Raw genomic sequence first — 25,180 nt, 5'->3', positions numbered from 1 at the left:
CGCCCCCTACAGCGTGCTCGTCAGCGGCCACCTGCCGTTGGGCGTCACGATCGTTCCCGCCGTGCCGTCGAGTATGCGTTGTGCCTGGTCAAGTCTGCCGATCGCGGCCATGTCGCCGGTCGTCTCGACGAAGCGGCAGACCGCCTCGACCTTCGGCCCCATGGACCCGGCGGGGAAGTCGAGCGCGCGCAGCTCGTGGGGCGTGGTGTGGCGGATCGGGCTCTCGGCCGGCGTGCCGAAGCCGCGCAGGACGTGCGGCACGTCGGTCAGCGCGAGAAAGGCGTCGCAGTCGAGCGCCTCGGCCAGCAGCGCGGTCGTCAGGTCCTTGTCGACGACCGCCTCGACGCCGGTCAGCCAGGCCGCGCTCGTCGCGCACGACGGGGATGCCGCCGCCGCCCGCGCACACCACGATCACGCCTTCGCCCATCATCCGCCGGATCAGCCGCGTCTCCACCACGCGCTGCGGGGCGGGTGAGGGCACGACGCGCCGCCACTGCCCGCCGTCCTGCTTGACGGTCCAGCCGTGCTCGGCGGCCAGCTTCTCGGCCTCCTCGCGGTCGTAGGCCCGCCCGACGAACTTGGAGGGCGCCGCGAACGCCGGATCGACGGCCGACACCAGGGTCTGCGTCACCATGGCGAGCACCTGGCGGCCGGGCAGCGCGTTCTGCAGCGCCTGCTGGATCCAGTAGCCGAGCAGGCCCTGCGTCTGCGCCCCCAGCGCGTCGAACGGATAAGGACGGCTCAGCCCTGGGTCGGAGGCGCTCTGCACGGCCAGCATCCCCACCTGCGGCCCGTTGCCGTGGGTGATGACCAGCTCGTGCCGCCCGGCCAGCCCGGCCAGCGTCCTGACCGCGGTGCGGACGTTGGCGAGCTGCGTGGAGGCGTCGGGACGCTCGTCGCGCCGCAGCACCGCGTTGCCGCCGAGCGCCACGATGACCCGCATCTCAGCGGCTCCCCAGCGTCGCGACCATGACGGCCTTGACCGCGTGCAGCCGGTTCTCGGCCTGGTCGAAGACGATCGAGCGGGGCGAGTCGAAGACGGCGCCGGTCACCTCCAGCGCGTCGAGTCCGGTCCTGTCGAAGATCTCCCTGCCGATCCTGGTGCGCCGGTCGTGGAAGGCCGGCAGGCAGTGCATGAACCGCACCGACGGGTTGCCCGTCGCCCGCACCACGGCGTCGTTCACCTGGTACGGCAGCAGCAGCTTGATCCGCTCGTCCCACACCTCGGCGGGCTCGCCCAGCGACACCCACACGTCGGTGTAGAGGAAGTCCACGCCCTTGACGCCCTCGATCACGTCGTCGGTGACCGTGATCCGCGCGCCCGTCGCCGCGGCCAGCTCCTCGGCCGGGCCCACGGCGAGCCCGGCGTCGGGCCACAGCGCCTTGGGGGCGACCACCCGCACGTCCATGCCGAACATCGCGCCCGTCACCAGCAGCGAGTGCCCCATGTTGTTGCGCCCGTCGCCCAGGTAGGCGAACGACACCTCGCGCAGCGGCAGGCCGGCGTGCTCCTTCATGGTCAGCACGTCGGCCAGCGTCTGCGTCGGATGCCAGGAGTCGCTCAGCCCGTTCCACACCGGCACTCCGGCCAGCGCCGCCAGCTCCTCGACGTCGGCGTGGTCGCCGCCGCGATACTCGATGCCGTCGTACATCCGGCCCAGCACCCGCGCGGTGTCGGCGACCGACTCCTTGTGCCCGAGCTGCGAGTCGCCGGGGCCCAGGTAGGTGGTGTGCGCGCCCTGCTCGTACGCCGCCACCTCGAAGGCGCAGCGCGTACGCGTCGAGGTCTTGCCGAAGACCAGCGCCACGGCGCGGCCGGTGAGCCGCGGCCGCTCGGTGCCGGCGCGTCGCTCGGCCTTCAGCTCGGCCGCCAGCTCCACCAGGTGGCCGAGCTCGCCCGGTGTGAAGTCGAGCTCTTTGATGAAGCTGCGGTTGCGCAGGTCGAATGCCATCGGTCGGTGTCCCCCCGGATTCCCCTAGACGGCGTCACGCTCGAGCGGGCAGCTCATGCACCGCGGCCCCCCGCGCCCCCTGCCGAGCTCGCTGCCCCTGATCGTGATCACCTCGATGCCGTTGTCGCGCAGGTAGTTGTTGGTGGTGGCGTTGCGCTCGTAGGCCACGACCACGCCGGGCTCGATCGCCAGCCCGTTGCAGCCGTCGTCCCACTGCTCCCGCTCGGCGGCGTAGACGTCCTGGGTGGCCGTCAGGACCGTGATGTCCGGCAGGTCCAGCGCGTGCGCGATCGCCTTGTGCATGTCCTCAGGGGGATGGTCGGTGACCTTGAGCTCCTTGGACGTCTCCCCGGGCTCGATCGTGTACGCCGGCAGCATGCCGAGGCCCGCGTACTTGGTGAACACCCCCACGTCCAGCATCGTCATCACGGTGTCGAGATGCATGAACGCCCGCGCCTTCGGCATGTCGAGCGCCACGATGCGGCTCGCCGAGCCGGCCCTGAACAGCCGCTGCGCCAGCATCTCCACCGCCTGCGGCTGGGTGCGCTCGCTCATCCCGATCAGCACCGCGCCCCGCCCGATGACCAGCACGTCGCCGCCCTCGATGGTGGCCGGCGCCACCGCCCTGCCGGGCATCCAGCAGTGGTAGCCGCCCTGCTCGGGCCGGTTGAAGCCGTCGGCGAACGTCGGGTGGTACATGTAGACGGCCTCCATGTTGACCGTCTCCCGCATCCTCGCCTTCTTCTTCATCGCGTTGATGGACACGCCGTCGTAGATCCAGCAGGAGGTGTCGCGGGTGAACAGGTGGTTGGGCAGCGGCGGCAGCACGAAGTCGTCGTCGGCCAGCGTGTGGAAGGTCAGCGCCTTGGGGTTGCAGCCCAGCTCGACCAGCTCCCGCTTGGTGATGCCGCCCGTCAGATAGACCTGCAGGGTGGCCGGGTCCATGCCGTCGAGGGTGTTGCGCACGTCGTCGATCGCGACCGGGCCGAGCCAGCGCTCGTCCACCACGGCGTCGAGGATGTGCTTGCGCGCCTCGGGGATCTCGACGGTCTCCCTGAGCAGGTCCGACAGCAGGTGGACGCGGATGCCGCGGCTGGTGAGCACCTGCTGGAACTCCTCGTGCTCCTCGACGGCCCGCTGCACCCACAGCACGTCGTCGAAGAGGAAGGCGTCCTTGGTGGTGGGGGTCAGCCGTTTGAGCGCCAGGTCGGGCTTGTGCAGCAGGACCTGCCGCAGGCGCCCGACCTCGCTGTCAACATGAAAGGTCATCTTCGATCCATCCCCTCCGGCGGCCGGCCTCACGCCCGTACGCCCGCCGCCGCGCGCGGGTCCTGTGCCCCGCGCGGACCGCTCCGACACCGGCGAGGCCGGGAAATTACCTGATCAGGGAGATCGCGCCGCCCGGGAGGGTGCGCACGTTGTAGCTGGTAGCCCCTGATACTGTGTGTCCGACCAACACCCTTTTAAGACCCGTCCCGTGAGGCGGGAAAGGTGGTGAGCTTCGCCATGTCCGCAGAACCCGATACCAGGGAGCCCGGCCATAAGGGAGACTCCCGGGCGGTTCTCGAAGCCCCCGACATCCACCGGGCGCTGACCCGGATCGCGCACGAGATCCTCGAACGCACCAAGGGCGGCGACGGCGTCGTGCTGCTCGGCATCCCCACGCGCGGCGTCACGCTGGCCCGCAGGCTCGGCGAGCGCATCGAGCGTTTCGAGGGCCTGAAGATCCCCGTCGGCTCGATCGACATCACCATGCACCGCGACGACCTGCGGCGCGGCCCCGTGCGCCCGCTGGGGCACACCGAGGTCCCCGCCGACGGCATCGACGGCAAGGTCGTCGTGCTGGTCGACGACGTGCTCTACTCCGGCCGCACCGTGCGCGCCGCGCTCGACGCGCTCAACGACATCGGCCGCCCCACGGCCGTGCAGCTCGCCACGCTGGTCGACCGCGGCCACCGCGAGCTGCCCATCCGCGCCGACTACGTCGGCAAGAACCTCCCCACCGCCAAGAGCGAGAAGGTCAAGGTCTACCTCGAGGAGACCGACGGCCGGGACGCCGTGCTGCTCGTGAAGGGGGGTTCCCGGTGAAGCGGCACCTCATCTCCGCGGGAGACCTGACCAAGGACGACGCCCTCCTCATCCTCGACACCGCCGAGGAGCTGGCGAGAGTCTCGGAACGTTCCATCAAGAAGCTGCCGACGCTGCGCGGGCGCACGGTCGTCAACCTCTTCTTCGAGGACTCCACCCGCACCCGCATCTCCTTCGAGGCGGCGGCCAAACGGCTGTCGGCCGACGTCATCAACTTCTCGGCCAAGGGCTCCAGCGTGTCCAAGGGCGAGTCGCTCAAGGACACCGCGCTGACCCTGGAGGCCATGGGCGCCGACGCGGTCGTCATCCGCCACAGCGCCTCCGGCGCGCCGCACCGGCTGGCCGGCTGGGTGCGCGGCAGTGTCGTCAACGCCGGCGACGGCACCCACGAGCACCCCACCCAGGCGCTGCTCGACGCCTTCTCCATGCGCCGCCGCCTCGGCGGGCTCGAGGGCCGCAAGGTCACCATCGTCGGCGACGTGCTGCACAGCCGGGTCGCCCGCTCCAACGTGCTGCTGCTGCACACCCTCGGCGCCGAGGTCACCCTCGTCGCCCCGCCCACGCTGCTGCCCGTCTCGGTCGGCAGCTGGCCGTGCGAGGTCTCCTACGACCTCGACGCCGTGCTGCCCAAGTCCGACGCGGTGATGATGCTGCGGGTGCAGAAGGAGCGGATGAACGCCGCGTACTTCCCGAGCGAGCGCGAGTACTCCCGCCGCTACGGCCTCGACCGCGACCGCTTCGCCAAGATGCCCGACGACGCGATCGTCATGCACCCCGGCCCGATGAACCGGGGCATGGAGATCGCCGCCGAGGTGGCCGACTCGGCCCGCTCGACGATCGTCGAACAGGTCGCCAACGGCGTGACCATCCGCATGGCCGTCCTGTACCTGCTGCTCGGGGGAGAGACCGCATGATCATTCGAAACGTCAGGATCCTGGGCGGCGAGCCCGCCGACATCCGCATCGCCGACGGCGTGATCGCGGAGATCGGCACCGGTCTCAAGGACGGCGAGGTCGTCGACGGCGGCGGCGCCATCGCGCTGCCCGGCCTCGTCGACCTGCACACCCACCTGCGCGAGCCCGGCCGCGAGGACGCCGAGACCGTGCAGACCGGCACCCAGGCGGCCGCCAGGGGCGGCTACACCGCCGTGCACGCCATGGCCAACACCTCGCCCGTCGCCGACACCGCCGGCGTGGTCGAGCAGGTCTGGCGGCTCGGCCGCGAGTTCGGCCACTGCGACGTGCACCCGGTCGGCGCCGTCACCGTCGGCCTGGAGGGCAAGCAGCTCGCCGAGCTGGGCGCGATGGCCGACTCCGCGGCCCGCGTCCGCGTCTTCTCCGACGACGGCCACTGCGTCGACGACGCGGTGCTCATGCGCCGCGCCCTGGAGTACGTCAAGGCGTTCGACGGCGTCGTCGCCCAGCACGCCCAGGAGCCCAGGCTCACCGCCGGCGCGCAGATGAACGAGGGCGAGGTCTCCGGCAGGCTCGGCCTGACCGGCTGGCCCGCCGTCGCCGAAGAGGCGATCATCGCCCGCGACTGCCTGCTGGCCGCCCACGTCGGCTCCCGGCTGCACGTCTGCCACGTCTCCACCGCGGGCTCGGTCGAGATCCTGCGCTGGGCCAAGTCCAAGGGCTGGAACGTCACCGCCGAGGTGACCCCCCACCACCTGCTGCTCACCGACGACCTCGTGGAGGACTCGCCGGTCGGCGCCTACAACCCCATCTACAAGGTCAACCCGCCGCTGCGCACCCGCGCCGACGTCGAGGCGCTGCGCGCCGCGCTGGCCGACGGCACCATCGACATCGTGGCCACCGACCACGCGCCCCACCCGGTCGAGGACAAGGAGACCGAGTGGAGCGCGGCGGCCATGGGCATGGTCGGCCTGGAGACCGCGCTCAGCGTCGTGCAGGCCGCCATGGTCGACACGGGCCTGCTCGACTGGGCGGGTGTGGCCGAGCGCATGTCGATCGCGCCCGCCCGCATCGGCCGCCTGGCCGGTCAGGGACGGCCGCTCGCCGTGGGCGAGCCGGCCAACATCACGCTGTACGACCCGTCCGTGCGCACGGAGGTCGACCCGTCCGCCTTCGCGTCCAAGAGCCGCAACACCCCCTACGAGGGGATGACGCTGCCCGGACGCGTGGTGGCCACGTTCCTGCGCGGCAGGCCGACCGTACTCGAAGGGAAGCTGGTTTGAACACAGCGGTGCTCGTCCTGGAAGACGGCCGCGTCTTCCACGGATCTCCGTACGGCGCCGAAGGCGAGACGTTCGGCGAGATGGTCTTCAACACCGGTATGACCGGCTACCAGGAGACCTTGACCGACCCGTCCTACCACCGGCAGATCGTCGCCATGACGGCCCCTCACATCGGCAACACCGGCGTCAACGACGAGGACCCCGAGTCGGGCCGCGTCTGGGTGGCCGGCGACGTCGTGCGCGAGCCGTCCAGGATCGTCTCGAGCTGGCGGGCCAACCGCTCGCTCGACGACTACCTCAAGGAGTACGGCGTGGTCGGGATCGCCATCTCCGGCACCCGTGCGCTCACCCGCCACCTGCGCGAGCGCGGCGCCATGCGGGCCGGCATCTTCAGCGCCCCCGACGCGCCGGTCGAGGAGCTCGTCGAGCGGGTCAGGCGCTCGCCCGGCATGGAGGGCGCCGACCTGGCGCGCGAGGTCGCCACGAAGGAGCCGTACGTCGTGCCGGCCATCGGGACCAGGCGCTTCACGGTCGCGGCCGTCGACCTCGGCATCAAGGGCATGACCCCGCGGCGCATGGCCGAGCGCGGCTGCGAGGTGCACGTGCTGCCGGCCGACGCCACCTTCGAGCAGATCATGGCGGTGCGCCCCGACGGCGTGTTCTTCTCCAACGGGCCGGGCGACCCCGCCACGGCCGACGTCACCCCGCTGCGCCAGGTGCTGCAGGCCAAGGTGCCGTTCTTCGGCATCTGCTTCGGCAACCAGCTCTTCGGCAGGGCGCTCGGGCTGTCGACGTACAAGCTGCGCTACGGCCACCGCGGCGTCAACCAGCCGGTCCAGGACGTGCGCACCGGCAAGGTCGAGATCTCCGCCCACAACCACGGGTTCGCGGTCGACGCGCCGCTCGACGGGCCGTTCGAGACCCCGTTCGGGCCGGCCGAGGTCAGCCACATCAACCTCAACGACCGCTGCGTGGAGGGGCTGCGCCTGCTCGACGGGCGCGCCTTCAGCGTCCAGTACCACCCCGAGGCCGCCGCGGGCCCGCACGACGCTGCCTATCTTTTCGACGAGTTCTGCGAGGTCATGAGCCGTGCCCAAGCGTGAGGACATCAGGTCGGTCCTGGTGATCGGCTCTGGGCCGATCGTGATCGGCCAGGCGTGCGAGTTCGACTACTCCGGCACCCAGGCGTGCCGGGTGCTGCGGGCCGAGGGGTTCCGCGTCATCCTGGTCAACAGCAACCCCGCGACGATCATGACGGACCCGGAGTTCGCCGACGCCACGTACGTCGAGCCGATCACCCCCGAGTACGTCGAGAAGATCATCGCCAAGGAGCGGCCCGACGCGCTGCTGCCCACGCTGGGCGGCCAGACCGCGCTCAACACGGCCGTGGCCCTGCACGAGTCGGGCGTGCTGGAGAAGTACGGCGTCGAGCTGATCGGCGCCGGCTTCGAGGCGATCCAGGCCGGCGAGAACCGCGAGCGGTTCAAGGAGATCGTCGCCAAGGTCGCCCGCGAGCACGGGCTCAACGCCGAGTCGGCCAGGTCGGCCATCTGCCACAGCATGGACGAGTGCCTGGCCGCGGCCGCCGAGCTGGGCTACCCGCTGGTCGTGCGGCCCTCGTTCACGATGGGCGGCGCCGGCTCCGGCTTCGCCTACGACGAGGCCGACCTGCGCCGCATCGCAGGCGCCGGGCTCGACGCGTCTCCGACCACCGAGGTGCTCCTGGAGGAGTCCATCCTCGGCTGGAAGGAGTACGAGCTGGAGGTCATGCGCGACAAGGCCGACAACGTCGTCATCGTCTGCTCCATCGAGAACATCGACCCGATGGGCGTCCACACCGGCGACAGCGTCACGGTCGCGCCCGCGCTGACCCTGACCGACCGCGAATACCAGAACATGCGCGACGTCGCCATCGCGGTCATCCGCGAGGTCGGCGTGGACACCGGCGGCTGCAACATCCAGTTCGCGGTCGATCCGCGCACCGGCCGCATGATCGTCATCGAGATGAACCCGCGCGTGTCGCGCTCGTCGGCGCTCGCCTCCAAGGCCACCGGTTTCCCGATCGCCAAGATCGCCGCCAAGCTGGCCATCGGCTACACGCTCGACGAGATCCCCAACGACATCACCAAGGAGACCCCGGCCTCCTTCGAGCCGACGCTCGACTACATCGTGGTGAAGGTGCCGCGCTTCGCGTTCGAGAAGTTCCGCGGCGCCGACCCGACGCTCACCACTCATATGAAGTCGGTCGGCGAGGCCATGGCCATCGGCCGCTCTTTCCCCGAGGCGCTGCAGAAGGCGCTGCGCTCGCTGGAGAAGAAGGACTCCTCCTTCACCTGGGCGGGCGAGGTGCGGCCCAAGGACGAGCTGCTGGCCGCCTGCCGCACGCCGCACGACGGGCGGCTGCGCACGATGCAGCAGGCCATCAGGGCGGGCGCCACGCCCGAGGAGCTGCACGAGGCGACCAGCATCGACCCGTGGTTCATCGACCAGCTCTTCCTGCTGCACGAGGAGGCCGAGGCCGTCGCCGCCGCGCCCGAGCTGACCGCCGAGGTGCTGGAGCGGGCCAAGCGCCACGGGTTCAGCGACGTGCAGATCGGCGAGATCCGCGGCATCGACGAGGCCCGCGTGCGCGACCTGCGCCACGCGCTCGGGCTGCGGCCGGTCTACAACACGGTCGACACCTGCGCCGCCGAGTTCGCCGCCAAGACCCCCTATCTCTACTCGACCTACGACGAGGAGAGCGAGGTCCCGTACGGCGAGCGGCAGAAGGTGATCATCCTCGGCTCCGGGCCCAACCGCATCGGCCAGGGCATCGAGTTCGACTACGCGTGCGTGCACGCCTCGTTCGAGCTGTCCAGGGCCGGGTTCGAGACCGTCATGGTCAACTGCAACCCCGAGACCGTCTCGACCGACTACGACACCTCCGACCGGCTCTACTTCGAGCCGCTCACCCTGGAGGACGTCCTGGAGGTCGTGCACGCCGAGCAGCAGACAGGCCCGGTCGCGGGCGTCATCGTGCAGCTCGGCGGGCAGACGCCGCTCGGGCTCGCGCAGGCGCTCAAGGACGCGGGCGTGCCCGTCGTCGGCACCTCGCCCGAGTCGATCCACCTGGCCGAGGAGCGCGGCGCGTTCGGGCGGGTGCTGGCCGAGGCCGGGCTGCCCGCGCCCAGGCACGGCACCGCGCTGACCGTCGCCGAGGCACGGGAGATCGCCTCCGAGATCGGCTACCCGGTGCTCGTGCGGCCCTCCTACGTGCTCGGCGGGGCCGGCATGGCCATCGTGTACGACGAGGAGACGCTCACCGCGTACATGGCGGCCCAGGAGCAGCCCGACGGGGCCGGTCACCCGGTGCTCATCGACAAGTTCCTCGACGAGGCCATCGAGATCGACGTCGACGCGCTCTACGACGGCGAGGAGCTGTTCCTCGGCGGCGTCATGGAGCACATCGAGGAGGCCGGCATCCACTCCGGCGACTCGGCGTGCGCGCTGCCGCCCATCACGCTGGGCAGCGCCGACATCACCGCCATCAGGGAGGCCACCAGGGCCATCGCCCAGGGCGTCGGCGTGCGCGGGCTGCTCAACGTCCAGTACGCCATGTCGGCCGGCGTCCTGTACGTCCTGGAGGCCAACCCGCGCGCCAGCCGTACCGTGCCGTTCGTGTCCAAGGCCACGGCCACGCCGCTGGCCAAGGCGGCGGCCCGGGTGATGCTCGGCGCGTCGATCGCCGAGCTGCGCGCCGAGGGCATGCTGCCCGCCACCGGCGACGGCGGCACGCTGCCGCTGGAGTCGTCGATCGCGGTCAAGGAGGCGGTGCTGCCGTTCAACCGGTTCCGGGGCGTCGACACCGTCCTGGGGCCGGAGATGCGCTCCACCGGCGAGGTCATGGGCATCGACGAGTTCTTCGGGATCGCCTTCGCCAAGTCGCAGGCCGCGGCCTACGGCGAACTTCCGACCAAGGGACGCGCCTTCGTATCCGTGGCCAACAGGGACAAGCGTGCGATGATCTTCCCTGTGAAGGCGCTGGCGGATCTCGGGTTCGAGATCCTGGCCACCGAGGGGACCGCCGAGGTGCTGCGCCGCAACGGCGTCCATGCCAAGATCGTGCGAAAGCACAGCGAGGGAGCGGGTCCCGGAGGTGAGCCCACAAGCGTGCAGGCCATTCTCGACGGCGAGGTCGACCTGATCGTCAACACGCCGTTCGGCAGCCCGGGGCAGTCGGGGCCGCGCCTCGACGGCTACGAGATCCGCACGGCCGCCGTGCTGCGCGGCATCCCGTGCATCACCACGGTGTCGGGGCTGGCCGCCGCGGCGGCGGGCATCCAGGCGATCGTGCGCGGCGATGTGGGCGTACGGTCCCTTCAGGAGCACGCACAGGCAATCAGGGGATGACCCCGCACGGGAGGTGAAGACGACTGGCCGGCACACCGGTGCAGGTGACGGGCACGGTGCTCACGACGCGCCGGGTCGACGCCTACCATGCGCTGACGGTGGTGGCGCCCGGCATCGCCGAGCGTTACCGTCCCGGCCACTTCGTCTCCGTGGCGGTCGGCGGGGCGTACACGTCGATGGTGACGCGCCGCGCGCTGTCCATCCATGACGTGAAGTCCGACTACGGCGGGACGGTCGAGCTGGTCTTCACCACGCGCGGCCCCGGCACCGCCTGGCTGGCGGAGCGGCGCGCCCGGGACACGCTCGACCTCGTCGGGCCGCTCGGGCGGCCGTTCCCGCTGCCGCGCGACCCGGTCAACTGCGTGCTGGTGGGCGCCGAGTACGGCTCTGCCGTGCTGTTCCCGCTGGCCGACGCGCTGCTGGCGCGCGGCTGCCGGGTCGACTTCGTGCTGGGCGGCGCGGGCGCCGAGCGGGTGTTCGGCGCGATGCGGGCCCGCAGGATGGCCGAGACGACCACGCTGACCACCGAGGACGGGTCGCTCGGCCTGCGCGGCAAGGTCACCGACGCGCTGCCGTCGGTGATCACCGACACCATGGCCGACGTCGTCTACGCCTGCGCGCCCATGGAGACGCTGCGGGCGGTGACGGCGGTGGCGATGGAGTTCGACATCCCGGTGCAGGTGGCCGTCGAGGAGTCGATGGCCTGCGGCATCGGGGTGTGCATGACGTGCGTGTTGCCCGTCATCGGCGACGACGGCTCGACCAGGATGGTCAGGGCGTGCGCCGAGGGGCCGGTGTTCCGGGGGAGCGGGTGCGCTTCGAGGACGTGGGAACGATCCCGTTCGACGCGCTGGGCGCCCCAGGGGGCGGTGCACGACATGTCAGTTGATATGCGGACTTTTCTGGCGCACGTGGAGCTGTCGAACCCCATCACCACGGCCGCCGGATGCGCCTCGTCGGGCCGCGAGCTGGCGCAGTTCTTCGACCTGCACCGGCTCGGCGCCCTGACCACGCGGTCCATCACCATGGCGCCGCGCGCGGGCCGTCCCACGCCGCGCATGGCCGAGACGCCCTCCGGCATGCTCAACGCCGTCGGGCTCCAAGGGCCCGGCATCGACGCGTTCCTCGAACGCGAGCTGCCCTGGCTGGCCCAGCGCGGCATCAAGACCATCGTCTCCATCGGCGGCGGCACCGTCGCCGAATACTCCGAGCTGGCCCGCAGGCTCGCCGACGCGCCCGGCGTGACCGCGCTGGAGGTCAACCTCTCCTGCCCCAACATCGAGGACCGCGGACGCGTCTTCGCCCGCGAGGGCAGCGCCGCCGCCGAGGTCATCGCCTCCGTACGCTCGATCATGCGCTACGACGTGCCCGTCGTCGCCAAGCTCGCGCCCGACGTGGCCGACATCGTCGCCGTCGCCCGCGCCTGCGTGGACGCCGGCGCCGACGCGCTCTCCATGATCAACAACCCGCTGGGCATGGCCATCGACACCGAGGCGCTGCGCCCCTCGCTCGCCGCCGTCACCGGCGGGCTGTCGGGGCCGGCCATCCTGCCGCTGGCCGTACGCTGCGTCTGGCAGGTCCACGCGGCCCTTCCCGGCGTGCCGCTGATCGGCATGGGCGGCGTGATGACCGGCAGGGACGCCTTCCAGCTCGTGCTGGCAGGCGCCTGCGTGGTCGGGGTGGGCACGGCGCTGTTCCACGACCCGTACGCCTGCCTGCGCATCGAACGCGAGCTCGAGGACCTGCTGCGGGCCCGCGGCTTCCAGCGGCTGGCCGACGCCGTCGGCCTCGCCCACCGCCCGCCGGGGAGCGCACCCCGGCACCTGTTGGTAGACATCGAGGAGAGCACGCCTTGACTCCCGAGCGCCTGGAGAGCACGCCTTGACGCCCTTGACCCCCGCACCCATCGCCGTCGCTCTCGACGCACCCGACCTGGAGACCGCCGCGCGCTGGGCCGCCCTGGTCACCCCGCACGTCAGCACCGTCAAGGTCGGCCTGGAGCTCTACCTGCGCTACGGGCCCGACGTGATCGCCTCCGTGCAGGGCGCGAGCGGCGTGAACGTCTTCCTCGACCTCAAGCTGCACGACATCCCCAACACCGTCGCCGGGGCCGCCAGGGCCGTGGCCCGGCTGCGTCCCGCGATCCTCACCGTGCACGCCGCCGGAGGGACCGCCATGATCAAGGCGGCCGTCGAGTCCGCGCCGCACACCCAGATCGCCGCCGTCACCGTGCTCACCTCGCTCACCGAGGCCGACCTGGAGCGCATCGGGCTCGCCGGGCCCGCCGACGACGCCGTACGCCGCCTGGCATCGCTGTCGGTCGAGGCCGGCGCCACCGCGCTGGTGTGCTCGCCGCACGAGGTCGCCGCCGTACGCGCCGAGGTCGGCGGCGGCATCACGCTCATCACCCCCGGCGTCCGGCCCGCCGGCGCCGACACCCAGGACCAGAAGCGGGTCGCCACGCCCGAACGGGCGCTCGCCGACGGGGCCGACCTGCTTGTGATCGGCCGCCCCATCACCGCCTCACCCGACCCGGGGGCCGCCGCCGCGGCGATCGCCGCCTCACTGCGCCGGGCATCCTGACGCGGGGTCTGGGCCGCCGTACGGGGGTGCCGTCTCGTCCGGGTGCTGCGGGCGTGTGGCGCGCGGCCTGGGCGGCGACCGCGGGCGTCGCGGGTGTGTGTGCGGCGTAGGTTGCCGGCCTCCGGTGCGCCGTGGGTGCGTGCGGTGTGGGTGCCGTCCCCGCGCGGCGTGCTTCCGTGCGGCGCTGCCTCCATGCGTGCGTGAGCGCCCGTCCGCACGACGCCAGTGCCACGCACGCCTCGGGGCCTTTGACGTACGGGTGCCACCTCGGGTGTCGCTGTCGCGTGGGCGGCCGGCCCGGCGTGACGGAGGCGTTGGTCTGGGAGGGCATTGGCTGCGTCCGTGCGGCATGGGCATCATCGGCCGCCTGCCTGGCACGGGCACTGTCCTTGGGCGGCGGCGCAGGCTCGCTCGTGGGGCGCGGACGTCGTGTGCTTGGTGCCGCCGCGCCTGGCGCAGGTGTCGCCTGCTCCGTGGCGTGGCCGGCGTGCTGCGACGTCCTTGTCGCGCGCGATGCGCGAGTGCCGCATCTGCGGCGGGTCCGCCCTCCGTGCGGCGCGTTCGCACTGCGCCTACTCGGCCGTGCGTCCACTCGGCGGCCGTGCGTCTACTCGGCCGCGCCGGGCACTGCGCGTGGGCGAGTACTGCGCGTGCCTTGCGAGCACCCCAAGGGACCGAACGTAGGCGTCGCCCGCGTTCGCCTAACGGCGCCGCGCTGTGCACATGGTGCCGATGGCGTTCGCGAGGCCGACCCGGCCGCCTTCGGCCGCCGCATGGAACGGAAGCCGACGGCACCCGTACGAACCCCGGAGCGGCTCCTCACCGCAACGGTCGCACGGGGGTGGAACGGCCGGGGTGTGAGGACGGCGCACCGAGGGCCCGGAAGGGCCGCGCTAACAAGATCATAAGGCATCCGTCAGGGCCGTGCGCAAGATCGCGAAAAAGGGTTTCGGCCCAGGTGCGGCGGGGGTTTCGGACATCGAAGGGTGTCTCGAAATCGATCTTCGTTGCGTTTCGCGACAGCGGCGCGAGCCGACGCGCGTAGGCGGATGTGAGGGCGATTTGATCAGCGTAGGGTGACTTTACCCTTACGGAGAGTGATGAAGTGGATTTTGTCGCGAGAGAAACGGCTCTTGACGTTGCTTAGGGGGCGATGACCAGCTAGTTTCCCTTCCCGTCCGAGTACATCGACAGAAATTCGAGGTGACCCGGCGTGGCTCTTCCTCCCCTGACCCCTGAGCAGCGCGCCGCAGCCCTGGAGAAGGCTGCCAAGGCCCGTAAAGAGCGTGCCGAGGTCAAGAACCGGCTCAAGCATGGCGCGGTTTCTCTGGCTGAGGTGCTCAAGGATGGGCAGACCGACGACGTCATCGGCAAGATGAAGGTGTCGGCTTTGTTGGAATCGCTCCCCGGTGTCGGCAAGGTCCGTGCCAAGCAGCTCATGGAGCGGCTTGCCATCGCCGAGTCCCGTCGCGTGCGGGGCCTCGGTGCGAACCAGAGGGCTGCCCTCGAGCGCGAGTTCGGTGGCAACGAGAGCTAATCTCTGTTCCACACGAAAACGCGGGTTCAACGGGGGGTAGGAAGTGACCGAGAGGTCCTGGTCCGGCGATGTCAGTGCCCACGAGGCGGTCGGGCCTGGAACGGAGGTCGGATTCCTGCCCATGAGCGAACGGCGGCTGACGGTCCTTTCAGGGCCGTCGGGCGTCGGTAAATCCACGGTCGTCGCCGAGCTCCGGCGGGCACACCCCGAGGTGTGGCTGTCGGTCTCGGTGACAACCCGGCGACCCCGTCCCGGCGAGGTGCACGGGGTCCACTACTTCTTCGTCGACAACGAGGAGTTCGACCGGCTCATCGAGTCCGGTGAGCTGCTGGAGTGGGCGGAGTTCGCGGGCAACCGCTACGGCACCCCTCGCGAGCCGGTGCTGAAGAAGCTCGCCGAGGGCGTGCCCACCCTGCTCGAGATCGACCTCGAAGGCGCCAGGCAGGTGCGCAGGAGCATGCCGGAGGCGCTGCTGGTCTTCCTGGCCCCGCCCTCATGGGAGGAGCTGGAGAAGCGGCTGCGCGGGCGCGGCACCGAGCCGGAGGAGGTCATCGCCCGCCGGCTGGAGGCCGGGCGCAACGAGATGGCCGCGGAGCACGAGTTCGACCTCTCACTTGTCAACACGAACGTCCAAGACGTGTGCCATCGGCTGATAGCCTTGATGACCGACCCTCAGGGGGTCACGACAACCACCAACCGAGAGGTCTGACAATCGTGGCAGGCACCACCCCGGCCGCGGAGGGCATCACCAACCCGCCGATCGACACGCTGCTCGACATCGTCGACAGCAAATACTCCCTGGTGATCATGGGCGCCAAGCGCGCTCGCCAGATCAACGCCTACTACTCCCAGCTCGGCGAGGGCCTGCTGGAGTACGTCGGCCCGCTGGTCGAGACGCACGCCCAGGAGAAGCCGCTGTCCATCGCGCTGCGAGAGGTCTCCGAGGGCCTGCTCAACGCCGAGCCCATCGAAGGCGCGGTCTGACCCCTTCGATGAAGGTCGTCCTGGGCGTCAGCGGCGGCATCGCCGCGTACAAGGCGTGTGAGCTGCTGCGCCTGTTCACCGAGTCCGGGCACGAGGTACGGGTCGTCCCGACCCGCGAGGCGCTCAAGTTCGTGGGCGCGCCCACCTGGGCCGCCCTGTCGGGCAACCCCGTCTCGGCCGAGGTGTGGGACGACGTTCACGAGGTGCCCCACGTACGCATCGGCAAGAGCGCCGATCTCGTCGTGGTCGCACCCGCCACCGCCGACGTGCTGGCGAAGGCCGCCCATGGGCTGGCCGGCGATCTGCTGACCAACACGCTGCTGACGGCCACCTGTCCGGTCGTGTTCGCGCCCGCGATGCACACCGAGATGTGGCAGCACCCGGCCACGCGCGCCAACGTCGCGACGTTGCGTTCGCGGGGCGCGGTCGTGATCGACCCGGCCGTCGGCCGGCTCACCGGCGCCGACACGGGCCCGGGACGGCTGCCCGACCCCGCCGAGATCTTCCAGGTCTGTCTGCGCGTCGCCAGAGGGCGGCCGCTCGACCTGGCCGGGCGCAAGGTCGTGGTCTCCGCCGGCGGCACCCGCGAGGCCATCGACCCCGTCCGCTTCATCGGCAACCGCTCGTCCGGGCGCCAGGGTTACGCCTTGGCCCGTACGGCGGTCGCCCGCGGGGCCGAGGTGACGGTCGTGGCGGCCAACGTGACGCTGCCCGACCCGGCGGGGGCCACCGTCGTGCGCGTGGAGTCGGCGTCCGAGCTGCGCGACGCCGTGCTCGCCGCCTCCGCCGACGCCGATGTGGTCGTGATGGCCGCGGCGGTGGCCGACTTCCGGCCTGCGGAGCGGCACGACACCAAGATCAAGAAGACGGACGGCGAGCCCGAGGCCATCCACCTGGTCAAGAATCCCGACATTCTCGCTGAGTTGGGTGAACGTCGGCGGGCGCGGGCAGGGGCACCCGCTGGGTCCGCATCGCCGGCCGATTCCGCATCGCCCGTCGGGTCTGCATCGCCCGCCGGGTCTGCACCGTCCGCTGGGTCCGCACCGTCCGCCGGGTCCGCACCGTCCGCCGGGGTCGGGCCGGCCGTTGCGGCGGAGGCGGCGGTTTCCGCCCGTGCGCACGTTCCGGGCCCGCCTGCCTCGGGTGACGCTGCCACGGAGTGCGCTCCCGCCCCGGGCGGCACGCCCTCCGAGCCGGCCGAGCCGGTCGGGAGCGACACGCCCGGGCGTCTTGCCGAGGAGAAATTCGCCGGCGCCGGGCCGCGCGTGATCGTCGGGTTCGCCGCCGAGACGAACGACGTGATCGCCAACGGGCAGGCCAAGCTCGCCCGCAAGGGTTGCGATCTGCTGGTCGTCAACCAGGTCGGCGAGGGCCTCGCCTTCGGTACGGCCGACAACGCCGCGACGATTCTGGTGGCCGGCGGGGAGCCGGTCGAGGTGCCGTTCGGGCCCAAGGAGGACCTGGCCGACACCGTCTGGGACCTGGTCGCCGCCCGCCTCTCCTGAGCCCGGGCCATCCGGTCTTCCCAAGCCCGCGATAAGGCGGGCCTTGGCCTTATGCACGCTGCAGGTCGCGTGCGCCCTCCTTGTCGACGATCTCGCTTGAACCCGGCCGGTTCATCGCCGAGCGGTCATGGATCTGAACCCGGGCGGTCGCCGTTGACGGACTCGGTGTTCCGCGCTGTACGGCCGCATCTGTGGGGCGTTCCAAAGAGGTAATGGGATGCCGGGGCGTCGATCGTACAAAGCGTGCAAATCCCACTACTCGATCACCTGTTGCAACACCCCCGCACGCCTGCGGATACTTGGGGCAAAGGGGGATGGAATGCCGGTGGGTTCTGCTGTAAGAGACCGTTGTAGAACGTTGCTCGGTGACCAAGAGGAGATTCACTACCTCTTCCCCGCCTTATCCTCGGGCCGGCGGGAACAGGGCATTTCCTGATCGTGGTCACGCGCACGGCCATTTCCGTGCTGGCGACGAGGACGCTGCGGACCGATCGGCCGGTGTCGGTGTTCGCGGAGTTCCCGCGGCGCACCCGGCTGGGTCCGATTCTCCCGGGCAATGCGCTCGAGCTGGGCTCGATGGTCTTCGAGTTCGATGAGGAGTACGCGGCGGTGGTGTCGGCCGCGGACGCCGAGATTTTCGCGCCCGAGCTGCTGCCGCCCGACCCTTTGCCCGAACTCTGATGGGAGACAAATGGTGGACGGTTTCGCCGCGGGGCGCATGGTAGGGCTAGACTTCGGCGAGGCCCGGCCATGCCCTTCGGCTCCGGGCCTTACATCCGTCAGCAGCCGCTGCATGAGGAGCCACTGAGTTGTCACGTCGCCTGTTCACCTCCGAGTCGGTCACCGAAGGCCACCCGGACAAGATCGCCGACCAAATCAGTGACGCGATTCTCGACGCCATGCTCAAAGACGACCCCAAGAGCCGGGTCGCGGTCGAGACGCTGATCACTACCGGCCAGGTCCACGTCGCAGGCGAGGTGACGACGGAGACCTACGTCGACATTCCCGGCGTCATCCGGGAGAAGATCCTGGAGATCGGTTACGACGCCTCCCACAAGGGTTTCGACGGCGCCTCGTGCGGTGTGTCGGTGTCGATCGGCGCGCAGTCGCCCGACATCGCGCAGGGCGTCGACGACGCCTACGAGCACCGGGTGACCGGTGACGGTGACGAGCTCGACCGCCAGGGCGCCGGCGACCAGGGCCTCATGTTCGGCTACGCCTGCCGTGAGACCCCCGAGCTGATGCCGCTGCCGATCACGCTCGCCCACCGGCTCGCACAGCGCCTCGCCGAGGTGCGCAAGACGGGCACCGTGCCCTACCTGCGCCCCGACGGCAAGACGCAGGTCACCATCGAGTACGACGGCGACACGCCGGTCCGCCTCGACACCGTGGTCGTCTCCACGCAGCACGCCGCCGAGATCGACCTGCAGGAGATGCTGACCCCCGACATCAAGGAGCACGTGGTCGACCACGTGCTCGCCGGCCTCGACATCGAGACCGAGGGCTACCGCCTGCTGGTCAACCCGACGGGCCGCTTCGAGATCGGCGGTCCGATGGGCGACGCGGGGCTCACCGGCCGCAAGATCATCATCGACACCTACGGCGGCATGGCCCGCCACGGTGGCGGCGCGTTCTCCGGCAAGGACCCGTCCAAGGTCGACCGTTCCGCCGCCTACGCCATGCGCTGGGTGGCCAAGAACGTCGTGGCCGCCGGGCTGGCCGACCGGTGCGAGGTCCAGGTGGCCTACGCGATCGGCAAGGCCAAGCCGGTCGGCCTGTTCGTCGAGTGCTTCGGCACCGAGAAGCTGCCGGTCGAGAAGATTCAGGAGGCGGTGCTCCAGGTCTTCGACCTGCGTCCCGCCGCCATCATCCGCGACCTCGACCTGCTGCGTCCGATCTACTCCGAGACCGCCGCCTACGGGCACTTCGGTCGCGAGGGCTTCTCCTGGGAGTCCACCGACCGCGCCGAGGCCCTGAGGACCGCCGCCGGTTTCTGAACGACGTGACGGCCGCCTGACGGCCGTTGCGCTCAGCACCAACCCGATCGGTGCCGTCCGCCCTTTTCGCGGGGCGGGCGGCACCGATCGGTGTCTTGTGCACGCACAGCCGGGGGGTGATGGCGGGATCGCCCGCACGCCGCCCCTCGGCTGCTCTGGCGTGGCGTGGGTGAGTCGAGGCCCGTCTCCGGCGTTGTGCGTGCGATGGCGTCCGTCCGGGGCCGGGTGGGGCTGTTCGGTGTCGTACGTGCTGCGGGTGGCGTGATGGTGTTCCGGTGGGATCGCCATGGGCGATGGCGGAGGCGGGGGTCTGGTAGACGTTGTTCGTGACCGACTCCTCCGACGACGCCCTCCTGCCGCTCGAAGCCGTGCGGCCCCCGGCGTCCGAGAAGGACACCAAGGGGGCGGTGCTCCCGGCCCCGGAAAACCCCGTGGCCAAAGTGGTCGTCGACAGCCCGCTGCCGCACCTCGACCGCCCCTTCGACTACCTCGTCCCCGACCGGCTGCACGAGACGGCCGAGCCGGGCGTGCGGGTGCGGGTGCGGTTCGCCGGCAAGCTCGTGGACGGCTTCCTCCTCGAACGCGTCCAGGAGAGCGACCACGAGGGCAAGCTCACCCCGCTCGAACGCGTCGTGTCCCCGGAACGCGTGCTCACCCCCGAGATCGCCGGCCTGGCCAGGGCCGTGGCCGACCGGTACGCCGGCACCCTGACCGACGTGCTGCGCCTCGCGGTCCCGCCCCGGCACGCCAGGGCCGAAGCCGAGACGCCCAAGCCCGTCCCGCCGCAGGATCGCCCGCCGGCGCCGTCACCGAGCGCCTGGGACGCCTACCCGGCAGGCCCCTCCTTCCTCGCCGCACTCCGCGACGGGCGCGCGCCCCGGGCCGTCTGGCAGGCGCTGCCCGGCGCCAAGGGCTGGGCCGGCCCCTCGCCGAGGCCGTCCGCGCGACGCTGGACGGCGGCAGGGGAGCGGTCGTCGTCGTCCCCGACGGCAAGGACGTGGCGCTGGCCGACACCGCGTTCCTGCGGGTGCTCGGCCCCGGCGCCCACGTGGCGCTCACCGCCGACCTGGGCCCCGCCGAGCGCTACCGCAGGTGGCTGCGGCTGCTCAGAGGCGAGGTCAAGGCGGTCGTCGGCACCAGGGCGGCGATGTTCGCGCCGGTCGCCGATCTCGGCCTGGTGGCGATCTGGGACGACGGCGACGACCTGCACGCCGAACGCTTCGCCCCCTACCCGCACGCCCGCGAGGTGCTCGGGCTGCGCGCCCACAGGGCCGGCGCGGGCATGCTCATCGGCGGCTACGCGCGTACGGCCGAGGCCACCCAGCTCGTCGCGAGCGGCTGGGCCAGGCCGATCGTGGCCGCGCGTACGACGATCAGAAGCCTCGCCCCGCGCGTGCGCCCGGCGGGGGATGACGCCGAGCTGGCCAAGGACCAGGCCGCCAGGCAGGCCCGCCTGCCCAGCATCGCCTGGCGGGCCCTGCGCCACGGCCTCGACAGCGGCCCGGTGCTCGTGCAGGTGCCCAGGCGCGGCTACCTGCCCGCGCTGGCCTGCCGCCACTGCCGCACCCCGGCCCGCTGCGTCCTGCCGCCCACCAGGAAAGCACCCGGCGACACCCTCACGATGGAGACCGGCGAGGGCCCGCTGTGCCACGGGCCGCTCGCGCTGCGGAGCGGGCACGCGGCGCCGTACTGCCGCTGGTGCGGCCGCGTGGACGCCTCCTGGCGCTGCCCGTCCTGCGGCAGCCCCAGGCTGCGCGCGGTGGTCACCGGCGCCAGGCGTACGGCCGAGGAACTGGGCAGGGCGTTCCCTTCCGTGCCGGTGCGCACGTCCGGCCGCGACGGCGTGCTGGCCACGGTGCCCGCCGCCCGCGCGCTCGTCGTCGCCACCCCGGGAGCAGAGCCGGTGGCCGAGGACGGATACGCCGCCGCGGTGCTGCTCGACGGCTGGGCCCTGCTCGGCCGGGCCGACCTGCGAGCCGGCGAGGAGACCGTGCGCCGCTGGATGAACGCCGCCGCGCTGCTGCGCCCCGGTGCCGAGCTGGTGGTGCTCGCGGACGCGGCGCTGCCGGCCGTACAGGCGCTGCTGCGCTGGGACCCCATCACCTTCGCCGAGCGCGAGCTGGCCGACCGGGCCGAGCTGGGCTTCCCGCCCGCGGTACGGATGGCCACGCTCACGGGCCCGGCCCATGCGGTCAGGCAGATGCTCGACGAGACCCGCCTGCCGTCCGACGCGCAGGTGCTCGGCCCCGTCCCGGTGGCCGGCGACGGCCAGGAGCGCGCCATGATCAGAGTGCCCAGACCGGAAGGCGCCGCACTGTCGGCCGCGCTCAAAGCCGCCGGCGGAGTACGCGCGGCACGCAAGACACCGGATGTCGTGAGGGTGTGTGTCGACCCCCTCGACCTGATTTAGCCCGTTTCCCCGATTCGCTCATCCGTTGGCCAGCCGTTAGCGTGCCCCTGTGTCGATCGAATGGGTGAACCAGGCCATCGACGACCTGCGCGCTTGGGGGCGCGCGCGGGACGTCGAAGTGGACGCGGACGAGGTCCGCCTGCTCTGCGACTACGCCAGCGACTACCTCAACGTCAACGAACTTCGCGACTTCACTCCCGAGACCTTCGACGAGCTGCTGCTGTCCATCTATCCGCGCAAGGTCATCGCACCGCCGGAGAGCGCACCCGAGACCATCGCCGCCGCCCGCACGCTCGTCGACTACCTCAGCGAGACCGGCCACGTGAGCGCGGAGACCGCGGACGCCATGCGCGCCCGGCTCGACGACATCGAGCCTCGCATGCCCGAGGCGCTCGCCGACCCGGCGAACTTCGGCATGGCCAAGAGCCTGTTCAGCTCCATCGGCCCCGAATCGCTCGAGCAGTCGATCGCCATCCCCGCGGGCGAGCTGCCAGACATGCCCGACCTGGGAGACCTGGGCGAGGCGCCCTGCGACTGCCCGGCGTGCACGCCGCTGCCCGCCGTACGCCTGGCCGGGCCCGGCGAGCTGCGTACGGCGCTGGAGAGCATCCCCATGCTGGCCGAGCAGCCGCTGCCGGGCGGCGACGACCCGCTGCAGGCGTGGGCGAGGCGCGTCGCCGACCTGCTCGACCACGACACCGGCGGCGCCGTCACCGGCCACGCCGAGCTCGACGAGAGCCTCTACGACCTGTTCGACATGCTCTACCGGCTCCAGACGCGCGTGCCCGTCACGGTGATCGGCGACCACATCGACGAGATCGACGCCGACGGCGAGATCGACCTGCGGGCCGTGCTCGACCGGCTGGAGTGGACGGGCCTGCTGCGCGTCACCGGCGACACCGCCGAGCTGACCCCCGCCGGCGTCTGGGCGCTGCGCGAGCACTACCTGTCCATGGGCGTCGAGGCCCCCGAGGCGCCCGACCTCGCCGAGGCCGACGCGCACGGCCTCATCGAAGGGCTGCTCGACGGCGTGCCCACGGAGGTGGCCGAGGCCGACATCGACCGCTGGCTGGCCGGCCGCGAGCCCGCGGAGGCCGCCGCCGAGCTGCTCGCCGCCGCCTCCGGCGCGCCCGCCGTGGCGCGCGGCATCGCCATCACCATCGTCGACCGGCTCGGCCCCGAGGCCGAATCCGCCGTACGCGGCTATCTCGACGACCCCGAGCTGCGCCCGCACGCCATCCACTGGCTGGCCGCGAGGAAGCTGTCCGCGCCGCCCCTGACGCAGGACGAGCTGCTGTGGGTCAGCGTCGACATGCTGGCGCTGGCCATGCCCGCCGCCGAGGAAGACCCCGAGATCTTCGCCGAGAACATGGCCGCATCGGGCCCGCCCGCCCACCTCATCGAGGAGATGTGGCGGGTCGATCACCCCGACGTGGTCGAGGTGCTCGAGCTCCTCGGACGTTCCATCCCCGACGGCGCGGTCGCCAAGGCGGCCCGCAAGGCCGCGTTCAAGGCCCGGTCGCGAGCGATCCGTTGAGTACGCTCATGTGACCGGTGTGCAGTAAGTTTCGTGGGTGGCAAACAACGTCTTCGACCTCGCCGAGCTGCGCAAGCTGATCGATGAGCAGGCCGCCGTGCCTCCACGGCCCCCTGAGGAGACACCGGAGGAGCGCGAGGCCCTGACGTTCCCGCCGGTCGCGACGGCGCCGGACGCCGAGCTGGCCGCCGCGGTGCCGACGGTGCCGCTCGTGGCCGACGCCATCCGGCTCACCAACTGGACGGGCACCCGCGAGGTCGGCCCCGACGGCCACCTGAGCCCGGCCGACGCCGAAGCCGCCGCGGCCCACCTCGGCGTTCCCGTCTCCCGCGTACCCCTGATCTGGGTCGTCGCCGTCAACACCGGCCTGCTGCGCATCCTCGGCGGCAAGGCCAGCCGGGGCCCGCTGTCGATGCAGCTCTCGGTCGAGGCCACGCTGGAGTTCTGGGACGGCGTGGTCATGGACGTGCTCGACCGCGCCGACGACGGCCTGACCGGCTCCGCCGTGGTCGACGGCCACCTCGCCGAAATGCTCGCCACCATCTACTCCGTACGCTCGGGCGTCGCCACCGCCAACCTGGCCCGCGGCATCCTGCAGTCGCACGAGGTCGCCTGCGCGCCCGGCCCCATGGAGATGCGCAAGATCGCCGCCTCCCTGCCCGGCGAGCTGCTGGAGGCGCTGTCGCTGCTGGCGTACTGCGGGCTCGTCGAGCAGACACCCGCCGGCCGCACCGCGCTGACCCCGCTCGGCGTATGGGCCATCCGCCGCGACCTGCTGCGCGAGGGCCACGACGCGCCCACCACCGCGGAGGTGGAGGTGTTCGCCGACCTGTCGGCGGCCGAGCTCGTCGAGGCGCTGGTCAAGGGCAGCGCCACGCAGAGCGCGGTGGCCGGGTGGCTGGAGCGCCGCTCGCCCGAGTCCGCCGCCCGCGACCTCGTCGAGATCGCCGCCACCGGCACGGCCGGCCAGCGCGGCGCCGTCGGAGCCATCCTGGAGGAGCTGGGCCCCGAGGCCGAGGCGCCCGTCAGGGAGGCGCTGCAACACCCGCTCACGCGCCGCTACGCCGCCTCCTGGCTGCACATCCGCGACCTGCCCGCCCCCGCGCTCAGCCCCGAGGACCACACCTGGCTCGCCGTCGACTCCCTGGCCGCCCTCATGCACCTGTCGGGGCCTGCCGCGGGCCGCATCGACCCGCCCGAGCCCGGCGAAGACCTGATCAAGCTCATCGGCGACATGCCCGGTGTCGGACACCCCGACACCGTCGCCGTGCTCGACATGCTCGCCTCCGCCCACGACGACCCGGCCGTGGTCAAGGCGGCGCGCAAGGCCGCGCTGAAGGCCCGCACGCTGGAGCACGCCAGGAAGCACGCCAGGAAGCACGGCCACCGGTGACACCGGCGGCTGCACTAAACTGGGCTGATCCACGCATGAGAACGGAGTGACCCCCTTGGCGATCCAGCCCATCAGGCTGTTCGGAGATCCGGTGCTGCGCACCCCGGCGGCCCCGGTCGTCGACTTCGACAAGGAGCTGCGCAAGCTGGTCAAAGACCTGACCGACACGATGATGGACGCCCCGGGCGCGGGCCTGGCCGCCCCTCAGATCGGCGTGGGGCTGCGGGTGTTCACCTACTACGTCGACGAGCAGCTCGGCCACCTCGTCAACCCCGACCTCGACCTGTCGTCCGAGATCGACGAGGAGGGCGAGGAGGGCTGCCTGTCCTTCCCCGGCCTGTCGTTCCCCACCCCGCGGGCGGTGCGCGCCGTGGCCAAGGGCTTCAACATGTACGGCGAGCCCGTCGTGCTCGAGGGCACCGACATGATGGCGCGCTGCTTCCAGCACGAGACCGACCACCTCGACGGCATCCTGTTCATCGACCGCATGGACCCCAAGCAGCGCAAGCTCGCCATGAAGGCCGTGCGCGAGGCCGAGTGGAGCGGCCTTGCCGCGCCCGTGGTCAAGTTCTCGCCCCACGCCACCCGCGGAAAGGCACTCTGACAGC

General features: G+C 71.6%; 19 protein-coding genes and 3 pseudogenes. 18 read left to right on the top strand and 4 right to left on the bottom strand.

Going from position 1 to position 25,180, the window contains the following annotated elements:
• Positions 1–6: 6 nt before the first annotated feature.
• The 4 genes and pseudogenes from WBK31_RS22400 to WBK31_RS22385 form a co-directional block, all read right to left on the bottom strand.
• Positions 7–306, bottom strand: a complete 300-nt coding sequence (locus WBK31_RS22400) for a hypothetical protein (protein ID WP_406675519.1) — start codon at positions 304–306, stop codon at positions 7–9.
• A 124-nt stretch (positions 307–430) separates the two neighbouring features.
• A pseudogene (locus WBK31_RS22395) lies at positions 431–943 on the bottom strand (carbamate kinase); the annotation flags it as partial.
• Position 944: 1 nt separating this feature from the next.
• Entirely contained in the window at positions 945–1,952 is a 1,008-nt protein-coding gene (gene argF, locus WBK31_RS22390; RefSeq protein ID WP_406673078.1) for an ornithine carbamoyltransferase, read from the bottom strand.
• Between the two features lie 24 nt (positions 1,953–1,976).
• Positions 1,977–3,221: an arginine deiminase gene (locus tag WBK31_RS22385; RefSeq protein ID WP_364054979.1), complete on the bottom strand. Its 1,245-nt coding sequence runs from the start codon at positions 3,219–3,221 to the stop codon at positions 1,977–1,979.
• 237 nt (positions 3,222–3,458) lie between these two features.
• Between WBK31_RS22385 and pyrR the strand changes: the two genes are divergently transcribed.
• From pyrR to def, 18 genes and pseudogenes are all read left to right on the top strand, one after another.
• Positions 3,459–4,040: a bifunctional pyr operon transcriptional regulator/uracil phosphoribosyltransferase PyrR gene (pyrR, locus tag WBK31_RS22380; protein WP_364054976.1), complete on the top strand. Its 582-nt coding sequence runs from the start codon at positions 3,459–3,461 to the stop codon at positions 4,038–4,040.
• Complete coding sequence (locus tag WBK31_RS22375) at positions 4,037–4,954, top strand: aspartate carbamoyltransferase catalytic subunit (RefSeq protein ID WP_364054973.1); 918 nt, start codon at positions 4,037–4,039, stop codon at positions 4,952–4,954. Before pyrR ends, WBK31_RS22375 begins: the two co-directional genes overlap by 4 nt.
• A complete protein-coding gene (locus WBK31_RS22370) occupies positions 4,951–6,237 on the top strand; it encodes a dihydroorotase (protein WP_364054970.1) in 1,287 nt (428 codons plus the stop codon). Before WBK31_RS22375 ends, WBK31_RS22370 begins: the two co-directional genes overlap by 4 nt.
• Positions 6,234–7,340, top strand: a complete 1,107-nt coding sequence (gene carA / locus WBK31_RS22365; protein ID WP_406673077.1) for a glutamine-hydrolyzing carbamoyl-phosphate synthase small subunit — start codon at positions 6,234–6,236, stop codon at positions 7,338–7,340. Before WBK31_RS22370 ends, carA begins: the two co-directional genes overlap by 4 nt.
• Entirely contained in the window at positions 7,327–10,626 is a 3,300-nt protein-coding gene (gene carB / locus WBK31_RS22360) for a carbamoyl-phosphate synthase large subunit (protein WP_406673076.1), read from the top strand. The genes carA and carB overlap by 14 nt, the downstream gene beginning before the upstream one ends.
• 23 nt (positions 10,627–10,649) lie before the next feature.
• Positions 10,650–11,515: pseudogene (locus tag WBK31_RS22355) on the top strand (dihydroorotate dehydrogenase electron transfer subunit).
• Positions 11,505–12,482 (top strand): dihydroorotate dehydrogenase, encoded by a 978-nt coding sequence (locus tag WBK31_RS22350; RefSeq protein WP_364054961.1) that lies wholly within the window; start codon positions 11,505–11,507, stop codon positions 12,480–12,482. The pseudogene WBK31_RS22355 and the gene WBK31_RS22350 overlap by 11 nt, the downstream one beginning before the upstream one ends.
• A gap of 34 nt (positions 12,483–12,516) precedes the next feature.
• Positions 12,517–13,209 (top strand): orotidine-5'-phosphate decarboxylase, encoded by a 693-nt coding sequence (pyrF, locus tag WBK31_RS22345; protein ID WP_364057509.1) that lies wholly within the window; start codon positions 12,517–12,519, stop codon positions 13,207–13,209.
• A gap of 1,213 nt (positions 13,210–14,422) precedes the next feature.
• A complete protein-coding gene (mihF, locus tag WBK31_RS22340; RefSeq protein WP_055503120.1) occupies positions 14,423–14,746 on the top strand; it encodes an integration host factor, actinobacterial type in 324 nt (107 codons plus the stop codon).
• Positions 14,747–14,867: 121 nt separating this feature from the next.
• Positions 14,868–15,455, top strand: coding sequence for a guanylate kinase (gene gmk, locus WBK31_RS22335; protein WP_364054957.1), 588 nt, complete (start codon positions 14,868–14,870; stop codon positions 15,453–15,455).
• Between the two features lie 5 nt (positions 15,456–15,460).
• Positions 15,461–15,730, top strand: coding sequence for a DNA-directed RNA polymerase subunit omega (gene rpoZ / locus WBK31_RS22330; RefSeq protein ID WP_364054955.1), 270 nt, complete (start codon positions 15,461–15,463; stop codon positions 15,728–15,730).
• Positions 15,731–15,738: 8 nt separating this feature from the next.
• The gene (gene coaBC / locus WBK31_RS22325) at positions 15,739–17,235 is read left to right on the top strand and encodes a bifunctional phosphopantothenoylcysteine decarboxylase/phosphopantothenate--cysteine ligase CoaBC (RefSeq protein WP_378787743.1); all 1,497 of its coding nucleotides are present in this window, start codon (positions 15,739–15,741) and stop codon (positions 17,233–17,235) included.
• A 438-nt stretch (positions 17,236–17,673) separates the two neighbouring features.
• Positions 17,674–17,916, top strand: a complete 243-nt coding sequence (locus WBK31_RS22320; RefSeq protein ID WP_393197090.1) for a hypothetical protein — start codon at positions 17,674–17,676, stop codon at positions 17,914–17,916.
• A gap of 128 nt (positions 17,917–18,044) precedes the next feature.
• Entirely contained in the window at positions 18,045–19,232 is a 1,188-nt protein-coding gene (gene metK, locus WBK31_RS22315) for a methionine adenosyltransferase (RefSeq protein ID WP_364054949.1), read from the top strand.
• Between the two features lie 326 nt (positions 19,233–19,558).
• A pseudogene (locus tag WBK31_RS22310) lies at positions 19,559–21,642 on the top strand (primosomal protein N').
• A 49-nt stretch (positions 21,643–21,691) separates the two neighbouring features.
• A complete protein-coding gene (locus WBK31_RS22305) occupies positions 21,692–23,179 on the top strand; it encodes a hypothetical protein (protein ID WP_364054943.1) in 1,488 nt (495 codons plus the stop codon).
• A 37-nt stretch (positions 23,180–23,216) separates the two neighbouring features.
• The gene (locus WBK31_RS22300; protein WP_378787746.1) at positions 23,217–24,572 is read left to right on the top strand and encodes a hypothetical protein; all 1,356 of its coding nucleotides are present in this window, start codon (positions 23,217–23,219) and stop codon (positions 24,570–24,572) included.
• A 55-nt stretch (positions 24,573–24,627) separates the two neighbouring features.
• Positions 24,628–25,176: a peptide deformylase gene (gene def / locus WBK31_RS22295; protein WP_364054937.1), complete on the top strand. Its 549-nt coding sequence runs from the start codon at positions 24,628–24,630 to the stop codon at positions 25,174–25,176.
• Positions 25,177–25,180 lie beyond the last annotated feature (4 nt).

Origin of the sequence: Nonomuraea sp. N2-4H (assembly GCF_045291505.1) — a bacterium.
Lineage (GTDB): Bacteria > Actinomycetota > Actinomycetes > Streptosporangiales > Streptosporangiaceae > Nonomuraea > Nonomuraea fastidiosa.
The sequence above is the reverse complement of the archived record's forward strand: the minus strand, read 5'-3'. Positions and strand labels throughout refer to the sequence as shown.

What these genes read in the sequence shown, in the direction of transcription:
- argF (WP_406673078.1), bottom strand. Translation starts at nt 1,952, where the DNA reads ATGGCATTCGACCTGCGCAACCGCAGCTTCATCAAAGAGCTCGACTTC.
- WBK31_RS22385 (WP_364054979.1), bottom strand. Translation starts at nt 3,221, where the DNA reads ATGACCTTTCATGTTGACAGCGAGGTCGGGCGCCTGCGGCAGGTCCTG.
- pyrR (WP_364054976.1), top strand. Translation starts at nt 3,459, where the DNA reads ATGTCCGCAGAACCCGATACCAGGGAGCCCGGCCATAAGGGAGACTCC.
- WBK31_RS22370 (WP_364054970.1), top strand. Translation starts at nt 4,951, where the DNA reads ATGATCATTCGAAACGTCAGGATCCTGGGCGGCGAGCCCGCCGACATC.
- WBK31_RS22350 (WP_364054961.1), top strand. Translation starts at nt 11,505, where the DNA reads ATGTCAGTTGATATGCGGACTTTTCTGGCGCACGTGGAGCTGTCGAAC.
- gmk (WP_364054957.1), top strand. Translation starts at nt 14,868, where the DNA reads ATGAGCGAACGGCGGCTGACGGTCCTTTCAGGGCCGTCGGGCGTCGGT.
- coaBC (WP_378787743.1), top strand. Translation starts at nt 15,739, where the DNA reads ATGAAGGTCGTCCTGGGCGTCAGCGGCGGCATCGCCGCGTACAAGGCG.